This window comes from Metabacillus idriensis (assembly GCF_009674765.1).
Classification (GTDB): domain Bacteria; phylum Bacillota; class Bacilli; order Bacillales; family Bacillaceae; genus Bacillus_P; species Bacillus_P idriensis.
In genome coordinates this window covers 301521-317787 of sequence record NZ_WKKF01000001.1, presented here as the reverse complement: position 1 = coordinate 317787, position 16267 = coordinate 301521, and the positions used below count along the sequence as shown (strand labels likewise).

Below are 16267 nucleotides of genomic sequence, written 5' to 3'. Positions count from 1 at the left end.
CATTTTAATGTCAGGTTATTTTCTTTTCTTCCGCTCGTTTGATTTTTTTGTCCGGACAAGTCTAGAAGAAGGCTGCTTGCGGATCCACTTTACATAGCTTGCAAGTTTAGGATCATTCCTCAGTTCTGTTATCGTATTCAGACGGATCGCAAGCTCATCATTTGTATATAAAGCATGAATTTGCTTGTGGCAAGGTATGCAGAGCTGTGCTGTCGGCAAAAAGGTCCCGCCTTTTTCTTTTGGAGTTAAATGGTGCTCCGTCGTTTCTACTTCCTGCCGTCTGCATAGCTCGCACGTTCCCGACCCTTTTTTCGCCATTTACATCCATCCTTTTTTATACCTACATCACTTCAAGCAATACGCTCGTTCCATTTCCTGTCGGCTCAGCAGGCATGACAATAAGCTTCCTCGGCAATCTGGCACGAAGCTCCTGAACATGGCTGATGACGCCTACAGCAAGATTGTCAGACTGCAGCTTTTCAAGGGCCGAAATAACCGTTTCAAGCAGCTCCCCATCAAGGGTCCCGAATCCTTCATCCAAGAAGAAGAACTGAAGCGGATATTCCCCTCTCAGCTGAATTTGCGAGGATAAAGACAGGGCCAGGGCCAGGGAAGTCAAGAACGTTTCTCCACCAGATAAGCTTGAGACAGGACGTCTCACTCCCCCATTTGCATCATCTCTCATAATAAATCCGCCGCCGGAATCTACTTCAATCGCATAACGCTGCCTCGTCAATTGCCCTAAACGTTCGGAGGCATCCTCTGCGATCAGGTGCAGCTGTTCTTCTGCCAAAAATTCCACAAAGCCGTTGCCCTTAAAGACAGATTGAAGTTTTTCAAGACGCGCAGCAAGGCTGTCAAGTTCCACACGTTTTTCTTCAATTTCCATAAATCGTTTATGCTTCACCAAAAGAAGCTGCAATGCTTTCGAAGCAGCTCCTTTTTCTTGCGCTGCAAGGTCAATCAGCGCCTTGCTTTCAGACTTAAGCTGCTTAATATCTGTCCATTTTTCAAGGCTGACAGATCTGTGATTCAATTTTGCCTCTACACGTTTTAAGTCTGCCAACACTTGTTTCTTTTTATCCTGATAGGCATCAATTTCTTCTTTCATCTTCTGCTTATCTGCCGGTGCTGCGATGGCTGTCACCGCAGCTTCAAGATCTGCAAACAGGGTCTCTTGCTTGACCTGCTCCCATTTTGTTTTGGCTTGTTTCAGACGCGCTTCTGCCTGTTCATAAGCCTTCTCTGCTGCATGGCTCCTGCTTTCAGCCTTTTGAACATCCTGCAGGGCAGTCTGCCACTCGTTATACAAACTCTTCTCCGTTTGAACAAGCTCTTCTAATTTTCTGTCCGTTTCCCTGAGCAAAGAGGCAATGTCACTGCCAACTGTCACTTGACCCAGCCTTTTCTGTTTCTCGTCAGCTGCCTGCTGTTTATTTTGAATCGCAGCAGCAAGCTCAATCTGACTGTTCTTGATTAGCTGAGCTTCGTGCTCCAGCTGCTTGATTTGTTTCTCTTTTTCTTCAATAAATTGAACGCTAATTTGCACTCTTGTTTTCAGTTCTTCAAGAACAGCATCTTTTTCACTGATCTGACGCTGCTTTTCTTCTGCCTGTTTAAAGGAAATCCCGCCAAACTCATGATTCCACTTTTCTAGTCCAGCAAGATATTCGGCCTCCGTTTGATCATGCTTTTCATAAATTTCTTTTAAATCTTCTTCACTGTTCTTTTGAGTATAAAGGTGCTGATTGATTTTCTCCTGCCATTCTCTTTCGCTCACTTGAAGCTTTTGGAATCGTTCTTTCGTTTGCAGAAAATCCTGATTCAGCGCTTTATACTCTGTACGGGGATCCATCTCCTCTTTTTCCTCTTCATTCAATGAAACAACCAGTTCCGATAAAAAGGGATAGGCCGAGACCATTTCTCTTGATAGTTCTTCCCATTTTTCTTTTAAGTGCTGAAGATGTGCACTGAGGGCTGCATCTTCAGCTGTTTTCTCTTCAAGCTCCTCTATCAGTGAGCCTGATGTTTCTAAAGCACCCGTCTCTTTGGCTGGTTCTGGATGATGAGCCGATCCGCATACTGGACAGGGATCATCTTGTGTAAGGTGTTTTGCAAGATGAACCGCCATTTTGTGCTCGCGCTGTTGCTCGGCTTTGTTCTTTTCATCCAATAGACGCAGCTTGCGGGTTTCAGTTTGTTGCTGATGAGTGTTAAGCAGCTTGCAGCTTCTATGATAAAATTGCTGAACACTGCCGAAGGAATCCTTGATTTTCGCGCCGCCCGCCTCGTGCTTCTGTCTTGTGTCCTTCAGCTGATCTTCTGCACGCTTTACAAAAATCTCTTTTTTATCCGCTGTCTTCTTCCACTCAGCTAAGGATGCTTCAAGATTAGCAAGGTGAAACCTTTGCTCAGACGCCTTCCGTATTTGTTCTCTCTCTTGAACAGTTACAGTGTTCTGATCCATTTGCTCTTTTAGTGCCTTTTGCTTTTCAAGCGCTTTTTTCAATAATTGATTTGCCCGCTCTGCTGCTTCTTGCCGCTGACTCAGATCTTCCGCTGACGCGTTAGCCTTTTCCGTCAATTCCCTTATAACAGTTAACTCTTCTTTAAGAACTTTCTCCAATTCCCTAAGCTGCAATAGCTGTTCTTTTTTCGTCACTAAAACGGGTTCTTCTGCAGCTTTCTTTTCACGTATCTGCTCATAGGCGCTGACGGTTTTGGCGTAATGCTCCTTATGCTGCTTTAGGACTTGCTGCAGCTCTTTCATTTGCCGGCTGCTGCTGTTTTTTTCTTTATCAGCTGATTGAAGCGCCTCTGCATAAGGCTTGACGTAGTCCGCTTTCTCCGCAGCTTCCAGACGTACCGCAAGCCTTTCCATGTCATCTTTTTGCTGCTCAAGACGCGACTGCAGGTTTTCATAATCGCCTTTTTCAAGCTGAAGCTGCCACACTTCTTCGTACTCATCATATTGTTTGACGGTTTGATCGTATTCTTTTTGTCTTTTTTCAAAGAGCAGATTTGCCCCTTCAAGCTCTTGTTCAGCAAGCTTAACTGCTTCACTTGAAGCATCTCCGAGCCCTGCCTGTTCAGCTGTCAGTTCATTTTGCTTTCCCTTGGCAAGCAGCAGTTTTTTTCTGAGCTTTTTAACGAGCTCATCTCCGTACTGCTCTAAATGGAACAAACGCTGAAGCATCTGCCTTCTTTCCGCTCCCTTTAATGATAGGAATTCAGCAAATTTCCCTTGAGGAAGAACGACCGCCCTTGTGAAATCATCAATTGTCAGACCGAGGAGAGCATACACTTTTTCATTTACTTCTGCTGCTTTGTCAGCGAGAACTAAGGTCTCTTCAGTATGCTCCATGATGCGGCAAAGCGAAGTTTTAACGCGCTGCTCATCTGTGCGCTTAAACATTCGTTCTACGGAATACCGCTTGGAACTGTTTGCATTCTCAAGTTCAAACGTAAATGAGACGTGAAGGACATTCTCTGCATGATTTAAGATTCCCTGAGTGTTATTGGCTGCCCGCTCTACTTTTCCGTACAAAGCAAGAGTCATCGCATCAAGAATAGAGGATTTTCCGCTTCCTGTCGGGCCAAATATGCCAAACACTCCGCCTTCGCAAAGAGAACTGAAGTCAATAACCTGCTTTTCTCTGAAACTATGCAAACCTGAAATAGTAAGGGATATTGGCTTCATTCCTTGTCCTCCTCTTCTTCCGGCTCGTCGTGAATCATATCCAGAAAGAGCTTCATTGTTTCCTGATCAGGCTGTGCCCCGCCGGTCTGCTGCTCATAAAATTTGGCGAAAAGCTCATCTATCGGAAGATTTGCTCTGCTTTCCCGGCTTTGGTCATTTATGCTTTTTTCAAAGACAGGACGGATATGCACAAACCCAGGATGAGAATTTCGCAGTCTATGAATCTCTTCAAGGGAAAGGGTATCTTTTAAATGGACCTCTAAATCAATCCAGGCATTTTGGTCTTTCCCATCGTCCAGCCACTGATGAACCTGCTGCAATCCTTCTTGGGCTCTCCATTTTACTAATGGCTTTCCGCTTGAGAGCAAGACTTCAGAAACTTGAGCCTGTCCGCCTGGCACAATATCGACAATGGAAACTGATTTTGCGTAGCCTGATTCTGAAAAACTGTAGGCAAGAGGCGAACCCGAGTATCTTGCCATTGTGCCGGCCCGCTTCAAAGTCTGGGGGCGATGAAGATGCCCAAGCGCCACATACTGCGCTTTTTCAGGAAGACTTGAAGCGGCTACTGTATATGCACCTCCTACTTCTATTGGACGTTCAGAATCAGTGGAGCTTCCCCCGGCTACATAAATATGGCTCATCGCAAGATTAACCGTGTCATCTCTGAACTGCTCTGCCATATAGGCAAATAAATCCCGAATTCGTTCATCATAAGAATTGCGCAAAAGAATTTCATCATGACTGTCTGAGAGCACTTCTTTTAATCTTGCTTCTGAAGGGTAAGCAAGCGCCGCCATCATCATTGATTGATCGGCAGCCGGCACATCAACGGTTAAAATACCTGATGAAGGGTATCCAATCAGGTGAATTCCCTGTGTGTCTGCAAGCGGTGAAGCAGCCTGCAGACGTTCAGGGTTGTCATGGTTGCCCGCTATCACAATAACAGGACGGCGGCCTTTATCAGAAAGCCTCGAGATGCTTTCATAAAAGAGCTGTTCCGCTGCTGCCGGAGGATTCACCGTATCAAAAGCATCGCCTGCCATTATGACAGCATCCGCTTTTTCATCAATGACAATCTGCGAAAGCTCGTCTAAAAATTGAGCCTGCTCGAGAAGACGGCTTCTCCCTTCAAGCGTTCGGCCTAAATGCCAGTCTGCTGTGTGTAGAATCCGCATAGAGATTTCCCCAACCTTTCTTATTAGAAAAGCGCAAGCGGCCCGGTTAGCTCCGAAAGACAGATAAGGATCCGCCAGAAAAGGCGCTTTTTGCCAATACTTTCGGATCCGTTCTGGCCGAGGAGTTGGGCGATGGAGCTAGACACCTCGAAAAGCGGAACCGACTGTTCAGCCCCGACAGGCAGATAAGAATTCACCCATAAAGTCCGGTTCCCGCCTTTTTGGGTGAATTTGTTCTGACCGAGGGGCTAGGAGGTGGAGCTAGACACCAATGCGCAATTCATTCTTACTTATGTTCTAAAAAAAGAAGAAGTAAATACTTCTTCTCATGTCTTACACTTCTAGTACATGTCCTCCATCAAAGAAATAAAGAACTTTTGATGAAAGAGGTTTCTTCGTTATTTTTTCAATCGCTTTTCCGTAAAGATCAAGCTGAACACTGTAGCGTTTAGCTAAAACAGGACGTGCCTGCTGAAATCCTCCCGGAAACTTTCCTTCAATGGCATCTGTTTTATAATCAAGCAAAACGACACCTTCTTTATCTTCAAATAAACAGTCGATGACACCTTGAATCAGTACATGTTCACCCTTCGCTTCTTCATAAAGTTCATCGGCGGGCAAGGCATAACTGAAGGGAACCTCTCTCTCGGTGCGGTCTGCTTTCTGAAGTCTTTTCCCGATATCCGTCTGGAAAAAGCGAGCAATGGAGTCAATGTCAATGCTGTCCGCCTGCTCTTTTGTCAGAATTTCTTTTGTGATAAGCTCTTGTACTTTTCGGCGGGTAGTTTCGGCCGTTACCGGTTGGCTCAGATTAAGCTGCTGCATAACTGCATGCATAGCTGTCCCTTTTTCTGCAGCTGTGAGCGATTTTTTCTGCATGAATTTTGGACGGTCATACATAAAGGTGTCTTTCTGAGTGCGCAGAATGGTTTCATCACTATATTCATCTCTGAATTCCTGCTGCCTTTTCACTTCCGATACAGATTGCTTTGAACGGAATATGGCGGCAAACTGATGCTCATACGTCCATGATAACCGGGCTTTTATTTGTTCCTGATAATCTGACTGCTCAGCTACTGGTTCAAGGTTCTTCAAAGCACTGAGCATTTCCTGATCGTACTTTTTCTCCTCTTTTTGACTGTCATACAGTTCCTCTTCATTCATTACGTTAATTTCCCACCGCGATGGATGATGAAGAATGGACGGACTTGTTTCTTCGCTATTTTCCCTGAGTCTTTCCGCATTCTCGTGGCGGACTAATGCTGGACCGATCCAGTCAAGATAGGATTTAGCCTGTGCCCGTTCAAAATCCGGAAGCAGCCAATCCTCCTGAGTCATTGAATTTTGCCAGTCAGACAGCGTTTTTCCGGCGTCTTTCAATGTTCCAACCAAGAAAAGTTTCTCTTTTGCGCGAGTTAACGCTACATACAGAACGCGGAGCTCTTCTGACAGCAATTCAATTTTCATCTTTTTCTTCATGGCCGCAAGCGGCAAGGTTGGATAGCTGATTCGAAGAGACGGCTGGATCAGCTTCGTAGCGAATCCGAGCTCCTTATCAAGCAAGTATTTTTTATTCATATCCATCATATTAAACTGTCGTGCAAGCCCGGCAACGAATACGACCGGAAACTCCAGACCTTTGCTGCTGTGAATGGTCATCAGCCGGACCACATCTTCCTGCTCGCCGAGAGCTCTTGCAGCACCAAGGTCATCTCCCCGTTCCTGCATGCGCTCTATGAAGCGAAGGAAACGGAAAAGTCCTCTGAAGGTTGTGGCCTCATACTGACGTGCTCTGTCATAGAGCGCCCGTAAATTGGCCTGCCGCTGCTTGCCGCCAGGCATTCCGCCGACATAATTGAAAAATTTCGTATCCCGGTACAGCTGCCAGATTAGTTCTGAAACGGAGCCCATGCGAGCAAGTTCTCTCCATGTTTGCAGCTGATCATAAAACGATTGCAGTCTTCTGCTGAGGGCTGCATCTTCCCGGGATGCTTCTGATAAGAAAACTTTTAATGCTTCAAAGTACGTGCCTTTTTTTGAATATGTCCGGATGATGGCCAGTTCATTTGTATTCAGTCCGACAACAGGCGACCTTAGAACGGATGCTAGTGGAACATCCTGGTACGGGTTATCAATCACTTTGAGAAGCGACATCATAATGGCGACTTCCGTTGCTTCAAAATAACCGCCTGAGAGGTTTGCATACACAGGAATGCCCTCTTGTTTAAACTCCTCAATAATTTGCGGCGCCCATGGCATAGAGCGCAGCAGAATTACTACATCTCTGTATGTGATATTCCGGGTCCCGCGGATTTTGCGGTCATAAATCTGAAATTTATCCTGAATCATCCCGCGGATTTTCTTAGCCATGACTCTTGCTTCAAGCTGAACAGTCTGAAGTTCTTCAGGATGGAATGAAGCTTCTTCCAAAGAACCGTCCTCTTCCTCATCCTTTCCGCGATTTACAAGCAGGAGTTCAGCCCGCATCTGTTCGGAATCCGGATAAGATGCCCCAAGCTTCAGCTCAGCATCAAGATCATAGGCAACTTCCCCCACCTTCTCTCCCATCAGCTGCTTGAAGAGAAAGTTCGTGCCGTCGATGACTTCTGAACGGCTTCTGAAGTTTTTCGATAAATCGATGCGGAGACCGCTGTGCTGCCCATCTTTTGAGAAGGTTTTATATTTGCTTAAAAACAAAAACGGTTCAGCAAGACGGAATCTGTAAATCGATTGTTTTACATCGCCTACCATAAACAGGTTTCCCCGTCCGTTTTTTGTAACCAGCTTAATAATGGTTTCCTGTACAAGATTTGTATCCTGATACTCATCGACAAGAACTTCTTCAAATTGATTTTGATAATCAACAGCTGCTTCACTTGCATGCAATTGCCCATGCTCATCGGCTGTTCCCAAAATTTGAAGGCAGAAGTGCTCAAGGTCTGCGAAATCTACAATTCCTTTTTGCTTTTTCATTTCATCAAAACGTTCTCCAAACAGTTTCACAAGTCCTGTAAGTGTTTCGATGACAGGTTTTAAATCCCGCAAATCCTGCAGATGGCTTTCATAAGATCGTGCAAACAGCTCTTCCTGAAGCTGTTCGATTTGTTTTTTGGCTGAATTGCGCAGCGCCGTAGTCTGTTCTAGCAATTCCTTGCTGTATTCAGACCCCCTGCATGCTTTAGCCCGCGAAAATGACATTAGTGCCATTTTTCCCGCCAGTTCCTGCCATGAATCCTTCGCTTTAATCAATTCCTGAACCTGCCTGATATCATCTGTCAGATTTTCCGCACGCGGAGCTGGGCCACCCGGTTTTTCAGTCAGCGCAAGGGCACGCTGGAGTTTTTCAAGACTGCTTGTAAGCTGCATGGAAATATCTGCAGCAAGGTATGGGAAAAACGGCAAGTTTTCAAGCCGTTCTTCCTCGCCATACATGCCGGCAAGCTCATCAAGCCACTTGGACGGGTTCGGATGCGAACGGGAAAATTGATAGAGCGCACGGATCAGCGTCTGCAAGTCAGCATCACTTCTATCTGTTGTATAGCGGTCTACCAGATCAAAAAAAGCATCATTATCTGCCAGGCTGTATTGTTCTTCAAAAATTTCATCCAGTACCTCATCAATCAGAAGCTGCCCCTCTGTTTGATCTGCAATCCGGAAACCAGGGTCCAAATCGATTAAGTAATAATACTTTCTCACCACATTCAAGCAGAAGGAATGAAGCGTGGAAATCGCTGCCCGGTTCAAAAGGGACAGCTGCCTTCTCAAATGAAGGGAAGAGGGGTTTTCCTTCAATGCTTTTTCAAGCGCTTCGCCGATCCGGTTTCTCATTTCTGCTGCTGATGCATTGGTGAAAGTTGCGACTAATAAGCGGTCCACATCGACCGGATTTTCTTTTGAAATGATTTTGCGGATGATTCTCTCAACGAGCACCGCGGTTTTTCCTGATCCAGCGGCGGCTGCCACAAGAATATCCTGCCCGCCTGAGACGATCGCTTTCCATTGATCATCTGTCCACTGGCTGTCACTTGGTTTCTGTATCATTCTCTTCCCCCCCTGCTTCGTTCCGCAATCTTGTGAGAATGACATCATTTTTGTCATCCTTCAGCATGCGGTATTGATTTTCTTCTAATGATTGATCAAATTGACAGACGGACTTAAAGGAGCAAAACGTGCATGGTACTTTTTCCTTCATTTTGTAAGGAGCGATATCGACTACCCCGTTTGTAATATCCGTTCCTATGCTTTGAAAAATAGAACGGACATGACCGCGGAGCAAATCAAATTCCCCTTCGCTTGCAATTGCAGAGTCAGATCTGAAGCCGCCATCCTTTTTAAGGCCGGCAGATACAATTTTCGAAAGGCCGCTGTCTAATGTCTGATCCATTAAACGCACAGCTTCCTCATCTCCAAGCAATAACCCCTTCATTTTAAACTTCTTGAAAATTTCCTCTTCAATTTTATCAAGCGGGAGCTGTGATGCTGTCTGAATCATCGGATCGTGCACATGGAAGTAAAGCACGCCTGCAGGAGTCGCCTCCACTCCAAGCCAGCTTTTGGAATGAGTAATAATAACGTCTAAATACGTCAGCATCTGCAGGGCAAGTCCGTAATATACCTCTGACAAATTAAGAGCTTTATCACTTGATTTAAAATCCACGATTCGGAGGAGAACTCCTTTTGAACTTTCCGCCTTATCCACGCGGTCAATCCGGCCGATCAATTCCATCGTGCAGCCATTATCCAGCTGAAAACGGATAGGGGGCAGCGGACCGCCTTTGCCAAAACCGAGCTCAAGTCCGGCCGGTGCAAATCCGCTTGCCTTCGCATGCTCGCTTAAAATAGACGAAGCTCTCGCGATAATGCTGACAAGCTTTCTTTTTAAATAGTGATGACGGTTTGAACTTAATAGAATTTCCCTCTGAAGTCTTGGCGCAAGTGTTTCAACTGCATCATGCGAAAGGCGTGCACACTGGTCCTTTGATAAATCCTTCCAATCGAGCTTTAATTGCTGCATTCTGTCTGCAATCAGCTTTAAAGCAGAGTGAAACATCTGGCCGATATCCGGAGCCTCAAGACGGAAATATTGCCGTTCTTTAAGCTTTAATCCGTGTGTTGCATAATGGGAAAACGCACAGGCCTTAAACATTTCCATCCGCGAAACACTGCCTTGAATGTGCTCGCCGTAAAGCTCTCTGCTGATGTCTGACTGCAGCGTTTCTGCTTCGTTTCGGTAAAAAAGGCTCCCGACAACTTTTGATAACGTCTCCTTCTGATCCTGCTGGGTAAAATACGTGTACGTATCCCACCAAATGGAACTGATTGGATAGCTCCGCTTCCAGGCCTGCAGCTGAGAAGTAAGATAGGAAATGGTAACATCTTCATTCACAATATAGGACAGCTGTTCCTCTTCAGGCAGCTCCTCAGGCTCATTTATAAAAATTTCCGTTCGAATGGCTGGAAATAAGTCCTTCAGCCGCTTAATGATCATGGACGGAAGCAAAGCTTTCCCTTCCTCGTCTGCAAGCGGATAGGAGATATACAGCTCATGAGATGCGCCTGCAAGTGCTAAATAAATGATAAAACTCTCATCTAAAAGCTGCTCTCTCGCAGTTGGTGCAAGTTCAATCCCCTGATGGTGCAGAGACATCCGGTCTTCCTCTGTCAGCACCCCTTTTTCCATCGGCCTTGCAGGAAGAACACCATCATTAGCGCCAACCACAAATGAAATCTTGACGTTAAGCAGCCTTGATCGTTCCAAGCTTGCGATGACAACCTGATCAATTGCAGGCGGAACAAGCGCAAACTTCATCGCTTCAAGACCCGTTTCGATCATTTCGGAAAATAGCTTGCGGGAAATGGCATGTTCATTCATCATTTCAGCAAACTCATCCAGCATTCCTGTTACAGCACTCCATACTTGAGCATGTTCTCTAGCCTCGATCAGTCTTCCCGCTTCCTCGGCATCCACTCTCAGCTGCTCAAGCTTAAGCGGAATATCCAGCTCTTCAAGAAACAGGTACAGAGCCTCGGCCATGCCGATGCTGCTTTTAGCCCTTTTCATTCTCTCAGCAAGTCCGTTCAGCGGCCGGACAACGAGATCTCTGAGCTGATTGATCATTTCTTCCATTTCATTTTCTTCATCTGTTCTGACATACTCATCGTCCAGTGAATAGTATCTGCGATAGACAAAGCGTTCTTCCTTCGTCCATTTGCTTCCCTGAATCCCGTATGATAGCACGTAGTTCTCAAACTGATCCATTTTCTCCCGCATTTCCTGTTTGTCGGCGCCAAAAGGCAGAAGAAGTTCTGTTTTGATGCAGCGGAACACAGCTTCATAACGCCAGTTGCCATTTAAGACTTCAAGGGCGGACCTGATCAGTTCAATCACAGGGTGATTCAGCATCGAACGCTTTTGATCGATGAAAAAAGGAATCTCATAATCTCTGAACACTTGTTCAATCAAGTCCTGATAATCTCCAATATTTCGAATTAAAACGGCAAGATCCTTGTAGCGGTAATCATCATCCATGACAAAACCGCGGATTTTTCTGGCGATCCCTTCTATCTCTGAGCGGCGGGACGAGGCCTCTGCAATAACGGCGTTTGTTTCTCCTTCGTACGGCTTTACAGGCCTTGATTCAAGATATCTCTCTAAATGGGCAAGTGACGGACGTTCTATGAATCTCGGCATTTCATTTAATACGAGAACCTCATCCACTTCCATCCTCGATTCTTCTGCAAGCATTGAGAGCTTATGATAAGTCATTCCAGTCATTCTGAATAGATGCAGCTCATGCGGAAGGTGCTCATGAAACGGCTTGTCCGCTGTAAGTGCAATGGTTACGCTTTTCGCATGATTCATGAATGCTGCGATGACTTCATACTCCTTTGGTGTAAAACTGTGAAATCCATCTATATAAATATCCGCATTTTGAATATATGATGATTCTGCAATTTTCTCTGCCAAGAGCTTAAGATAATCCTCTGAATCAACGTACGTTCCGCCGAGTTCAATCTCGAGCTGTTTATAGAGCAGGACAACATCATGAAGCTTATCAGCCAGCGCCTTTTCCTGACGGGTAGCATTTACTGACATTTTCTCAAGCTTATCTTCCATATCCCGGGGCGTGAGACAATAGCGTTTCAGTTCTGTAATCATTGTTTCAATATGCTCGATAAATCCGCTTTTGCTGCTTGCTTTTGCAAAAATTTTAAACTCCTGCTTATGCTGTTCAACAAGCTTCCGAAGCATCATTTGAATCCCTGTTCCGGATATATGATAGCGGCTGATTCCTCCTGTTTCCTGCAGAATTCTCCATGCCAGACGGCTGAAGCTGAATGTTTGCGCCCTCATCATCCCGCCTAAATCAGGCGTTTTAATCAGCTCATATTCAATGCCAAACGTCATTTGATCAGGCACCAAATAAACGATTGGGTCTCCTTCCGGCTGTTCAAAAAGATCCATGCGGATTTCATTTAACAGCCGGTGTGTTTTCCCGCTTCCAGATCTCCCTAAAACAAACTTTACTCCCACATTCAGGACCCCTTTCTATAAAAAAGCGCAAGCACATTGATACTCACATGCAGCTTACTATCTATAAAATTCTAAATTAATTTCTTATCGTCAATGAATAAAAAGGCATACCAATATGCCTTTTTCATTCTTTAAGCTATCTATTATTTCATTTGTAATCTCTACATCTATTTTACTTGAAAAAACAGGGGAATACCATTCCCGCACCCTTTCCAAGTTTTGCAGAATCATGGGAGAACGGCCTGATTGGCTGATGCATAGGCTATAAGAAAAGTGAAAGCGCCAAGGTTTTGGCAGAGCCATTCTGAGAAAGAATCCGAGTACTTGCGCTGGACATAGATACTGGATGCTATCTGAATTTTGATATGGATGAAAAGGAGGCAGGAAAATGAATAAGATTAATCTGCTCTCATTCTTTTTTTTAATCACAGCTATCATGGTCGCAAGCAGCATCTATATTCTTATTCCGATTTATCTCGAAACAGCAGAAGGCATTGGAATTTCATTTGATGAAGCTGTACTCGGAAGCACTTTTTTCACCTTCTTCTATGCAGCCGGGCTCCTTGTATTTGGGCCGCTAACAGAGATGGCCGGGAAGAAAAAAATTCTCATTGCCGGATTTGGCTGCTCCATCATTGCCACGGTTCTCTTAGCCTTTGCGGCACCTTCAACCTTTCTCCCGCTGCGCTCCTTACAAGGATTCTTTTTGGGCTGCTTCGCGCCTGTCGCTTATGCCTATTGCTTTGAAGCTTTTGATGAGAAAATAAGGACACGGCTGATTTCCCTCATCAATATGGGGTTTTTGATGTCGGGCATCATAGGTCAGCTGATCAGCTCAGCGATTGAAGCCGCTTTCAATTGGGCTGCGGTGTTTTATTTTTTTGCATGCATGTATGCTTTTGTAATGGCTGGGATGGTCTTTTTAATTGAGGAAAAAAAGAGGGGAACTGCCCGGAAAAATTTCTTCTCTTCTTTAAGCTCTATTCTTAAAAACAAAAAATTGCTGTTGTGTTATCTTCTTGCCTTTGCGATGCTAATGTCTTTTGTTGCTTACTATGAAGGTTTTCACAGAGAATACGGGAGAACGGTTTCAAGTGAAGCTTTATTCTGGGCCAAAGCTGTGGGATTAACGGGGGTATTTTTCTCACTGATGAGTGTGAAGTGGATTATCAGGTATGGTAAGCTGACTGCCGTCAGATATGCCATGATCGGAATAATCCTTTCATTTCTTCTATCATTTTTAAGCACGAACCTTTACATGTCAGCAGGATTTTCTGTGTTATACACAGCATCGCTCTCCATTTGCATACCCGCAGTCATTTCGCTTATCGGCGAATACGGAGGCCGTGACAGGGCAACTGCAGTGTCCCTTTATTCATTCCTGCTTTTAGCCGGAGCAAGCATAGGCCCTTTAATAGCGGGCATCTTTTCCTTTCATGGAATTCTGTTTTTGTTCTCAGTGTTTTACAGCATAGCTGTTCTTTTTACAATCAGAAAATAGTTTCATTCTTTCACTTTTCCGATCACTTCATCCTGGCTGATCAAGCCAAATTGCCGGCTGTCATGGCTTACGAGACGATTATCCCCTAAAACAAACAGATAGCCCTCTGGAATTGTATTTCTACCGGTAATTTCTTTTAAGGTAAAGCTGCCTGTTACTCTTCCGAAAGGAGTCCCTTTTTTCAGCGTTTTCAAATAAGGCTCTTTCATTGCCTTGCCATTTACAAACAGTTTATCATTTTTATATTCGAGTTCATCCCCCGGCAAACCGATCACTCTTTTGATGTAAGCATCTTCTCCGCCCGGTGCTTTAAACACAACGATGTCAAAGCGTTTGAAATCAAACAGGCGGTGATTGACCTTATTTATGGACAGCAGATGTCCGGCTGTCAGAGTGGGCTGCATGGAAACACCCTCAACCTTGTAATCAACGAAAACGAGATTTTTTATGGTAATAATGAGCAAGAATGTGATGACAGTTGAAAAAAACCAGTATCTTTTTCTCATCTTAACTCCCCCGTAAATTTAATGATCTCTTTTCTTTTCAAGCATTTTGACATTGAGCCGCTTTTCGAGCTGCTTGCCGATGAACCACAATAAAAAAATTACAGCCACGGCAATGACCGTTCTTGAAGGCTGCGTAATCAAGGCACGCAAATCATATCCGATGAAACTGACTAAAAAGATCATCACAAACTTTCCGGACAGCACAGCCAAACTGAATTGCCAGATACTCACCTTGGACAGCCCCGCTACGATATTAACGGCTGCAGATGGCGTAAATGGAAAGCAAAGCAGCAAAAACAAAGGACCAAACCCGTGCCTCTCAAGCCACCCCATCATTCTCTGCACAGTTGCATTCCGGCTGAAAACCCTGAAGAACCTCTCCTGTCCGTACTTTCGAACGATCATAAAAAGAATTAGGGCACCAAGACAGCTTCCGATCCATGAATAAATAAAACCGAACCACAGGCCAAATGAATTGGCATTCGCTACAAGAAAAACGACTAACGGCAAAAATGGCAGAAACGCTTCAAGCAAAGGCAGCCCTATGCCCAGCAGCGGGCCAAACGAACGGTAATCTTTAAAAAATTCCATCATTCTTTCAATAGTAAAATAATCCAGAAACGCCTCGAGTTCCATGCGGTAAGCTCCTTACATCTTTATCTATGCTATTATTTTACACGTTTGTGTAAAGACTTTAAACATAGAGGGTAGTTTACTGTGCGGAGCATGCATAAAACAGACTTGCATTTCATAGGCTGATAAAGTAAAATAAAATCGAACATACGTTCTTTTTATAATTTTGAAGCGAGGTTTTTTTGATGACGAGAATTCCCTCAGACCTTCGAGATGCAATTGAAATGTCCATTTACCTTCCGATGACTATTTCCATATTCAACCGGGACTTATCCATCATTGAGCAAAGTCCATTCAAGCTTAAACAGCCCTACCTGAACATCATCGAAGAATCACTCAAACTTGCACAAAAGGATCTGACAGTCGTACGCCATGAACTGAAAAAAAACAGCATAAAGGTCAGCCAGGTGCAAAGAGATGAAGCATTTACGATGTATTCATTCATCTTTAAAGGCTACGAGGAGCAGCACAATTATTTTAATCCCCGAATACGCAATAAAGTATGCGAACTGATGGAGGATTATTTATTTAAAGTCATAAAAAAGTAATTAGTGCTTGTTCAGCTCGCGAATGATTTGTTCGTAAATGAGATTTGTCTGCTTTTCCTTTGTAAACAGTACCAAGTTCATCTTACGGTGCTCTTCCTCAATTCGTGCTGTAATGATCGTACGCAGCTGAGCCGTCCGGAATAATTGGTTCTCAAAAGAGGTTGAAGAGACTGAAATTGTCACACTGCTCTCATTTGCAAAGAAAATGTCTGTATTATCAAAATCAGCTGCTGTATATTGAAGAATGTGTGCATGCGAAATCCATGCGCATTGCCTTCTTGATGAAGAAGACGTTGGAAAGAAATACATATGATTTCCCGGATCAATGACAATCGGAGGTTTATGTGTAATTCCCATTAAATCCCTGGTGGCTGCTTTGCGTCCTTCGTAGCTGGACCCGAAATAAGAACAGCTGCGGTTAATAATATCCTGAGGACTGAGCTTCACAAAAACCTCTTGCTCTGCCTCAATGACTCTAGAAAACAAACTTCCTCTGTGCGCCTCAGGCAAGATTGCCATCGTAAATCGATTTGCTACGTAATGATCTAAATACTCTGCTAGCTCGTTTTCCAAAATTTTCACCTCTAGTTATATAGGAGTATAGAACTAGTTTTAATCTAGCATATTCATTTCTCTTTTTCTACAATTTTACAATATTTTAACAATG

10 protein-coding genes are annotated in these 16267 nt (G+C 44.4%); 2 read left to right on the top strand and 8 right to left on the bottom strand.

Annotated features, from left to right (window positions below):
• Positions 1-15 precede the first annotated feature (15 nt).
• From GJU41_RS01570 to addB, 5 genes are all read right to left on the bottom strand, one after another.
• Positions 16-318 carry a hypothetical protein gene (locus tag GJU41_RS01570; RefSeq protein ID WP_070879266.1) on the bottom strand — a complete coding sequence of 101 codons (303 nt, stop codon included), beginning with the start codon at positions 316-318 and terminating at the stop codon, positions 16-18.
• Between the two features lie 22 nt (positions 319-340).
• Positions 341-3700 (bottom strand): SbcC/MukB-like Walker B domain-containing protein, encoded by a 3360-nt coding sequence (locus GJU41_RS01565; protein ID WP_154317877.1) that lies wholly within the window; start codon positions 3698-3700, stop codon positions 341-343.
• On the bottom strand, positions 3697-4878 hold the full coding sequence (locus GJU41_RS01560; RefSeq protein ID WP_154317876.1) for an exonuclease SbcCD subunit D: 1182 nt from the start codon (positions 4876-4878) through the stop codon (positions 3697-3699). The genes GJU41_RS01565 and GJU41_RS01560 overlap by 4 nt, the downstream gene beginning before the upstream one ends.
• 333 nt (positions 4879-5211) lie before the next feature.
• Positions 5212-8919, bottom strand: a complete 3708-nt coding sequence (gene addA / locus GJU41_RS01555) for a helicase-exonuclease AddAB subunit AddA (protein ID WP_154317875.1) — start codon at positions 8917-8919, stop codon at positions 5212-5214.
• Complete coding sequence (gene addB / locus GJU41_RS01550; protein ID WP_170292691.1) at positions 8900-12412, bottom strand: helicase-exonuclease AddAB subunit AddB; 3513 nt, start codon at positions 12410-12412, stop codon at positions 8900-8902. The genes addA and addB overlap by 20 nt, the downstream gene beginning before the upstream one ends.
• Positions 12413-12800: 388 nt before the next feature.
• Between addB and GJU41_RS01545 the strand changes: the two genes are divergently transcribed.
• Positions 12801-13913, top strand: coding sequence for an MFS transporter (locus GJU41_RS01545; protein ID WP_154317873.1), 1113 nt, complete (start codon positions 12801-12803; stop codon positions 13911-13913).
• A 2-nt stretch (positions 13914-13915) separates the two neighbouring features.
• On the opposite strand, the gene lepB is transcribed toward GJU41_RS01545, so the two are convergent.
• Together lepB and GJU41_RS01535 are read right to left on the bottom strand one after the other, a co-directional pair.
• Positions 13916-14419: a signal peptidase I gene (gene lepB / locus GJU41_RS01540; protein WP_154317872.1), complete on the bottom strand. Its 504-nt coding sequence runs from the start codon at positions 14417-14419 to the stop codon at positions 13916-13918.
• A gap of 18 nt (positions 14420-14437) precedes the next feature.
• Complete coding sequence (locus GJU41_RS01535) at positions 14438-15055, bottom strand: TVP38/TMEM64 family protein (protein WP_070879273.1); 618 nt, start codon at positions 15053-15055, stop codon at positions 14438-14440.
• A gap of 182 nt (positions 15056-15237) precedes the next feature.
• Here GJU41_RS01535 and GJU41_RS01530 point away from each other — a divergent pair, with 182 nt between their 5' ends.
• The gene (locus tag GJU41_RS01530) at positions 15238-15600 is read left to right on the top strand and encodes a YhjD family protein (RefSeq protein WP_154317871.1); all 363 of its coding nucleotides are present in this window, start codon (positions 15238-15240) and stop codon (positions 15598-15600) included.
• On the opposite strand, the gene GJU41_RS01525 is transcribed toward GJU41_RS01530, so the two are convergent.
• Complete coding sequence (locus GJU41_RS01525) at positions 15601-16173, bottom strand: competence protein ComK (protein WP_139149174.1); 573 nt, start codon at positions 16171-16173, stop codon at positions 15601-15603. It abuts the gene before it with no gap.
• Positions 16174-16267 lie beyond the last annotated feature (94 nt).

Excerpts from the sequence above, each read along its gene's own strand:
- GJU41_RS01535 (WP_070879273.1), bottom strand. The coding sequence starts at position 15,055 with ATGGAACTCGAGGCGTTTCTGGATTATTTTACTATTGAAAGAATGATG.
- GJU41_RS01530 (WP_154317871.1), top strand. The coding sequence starts at position 15,238 with ATGACGAGAATTCCCTCAGACCTTCGAGATGCAATTGAAATGTCCATT.
- addA (WP_154317875.1), bottom strand. The coding sequence starts at position 8,919 with ATGATACAGAAACCAAGTGACAGCCAGTGGACAGATGATCAATGGAAA.
- GJU41_RS01545 (WP_154317873.1), top strand. The coding sequence starts at position 12,801 with ATGAATAAGATTAATCTGCTCTCATTCTTTTTTTTAATCACAGCTATC.
- GJU41_RS01565 (WP_154317877.1), bottom strand. The coding sequence starts at position 3,700 with ATGAAGCCAATATCCCTTACTATTTCAGGTTTGCATAGTTTCAGAGAA.
- lepB (WP_154317872.1), bottom strand. The coding sequence starts at position 14,419 with ATGAGAAAAAGATACTGGTTTTTTTCAACTGTCATCACATTCTTGCTC.
- GJU41_RS01570 (WP_070879266.1), bottom strand. The coding sequence starts at position 318 with ATGGCGAAAAAAGGGTCGGGAACGTGCGAGCTATGCAGACGGCAGGAA.
- GJU41_RS01560 (WP_154317876.1), bottom strand. The coding sequence starts at position 4,878 with ATGCGGATTCTACACACAGCAGACTGGCATTTAGGCCGAACGCTTGAA.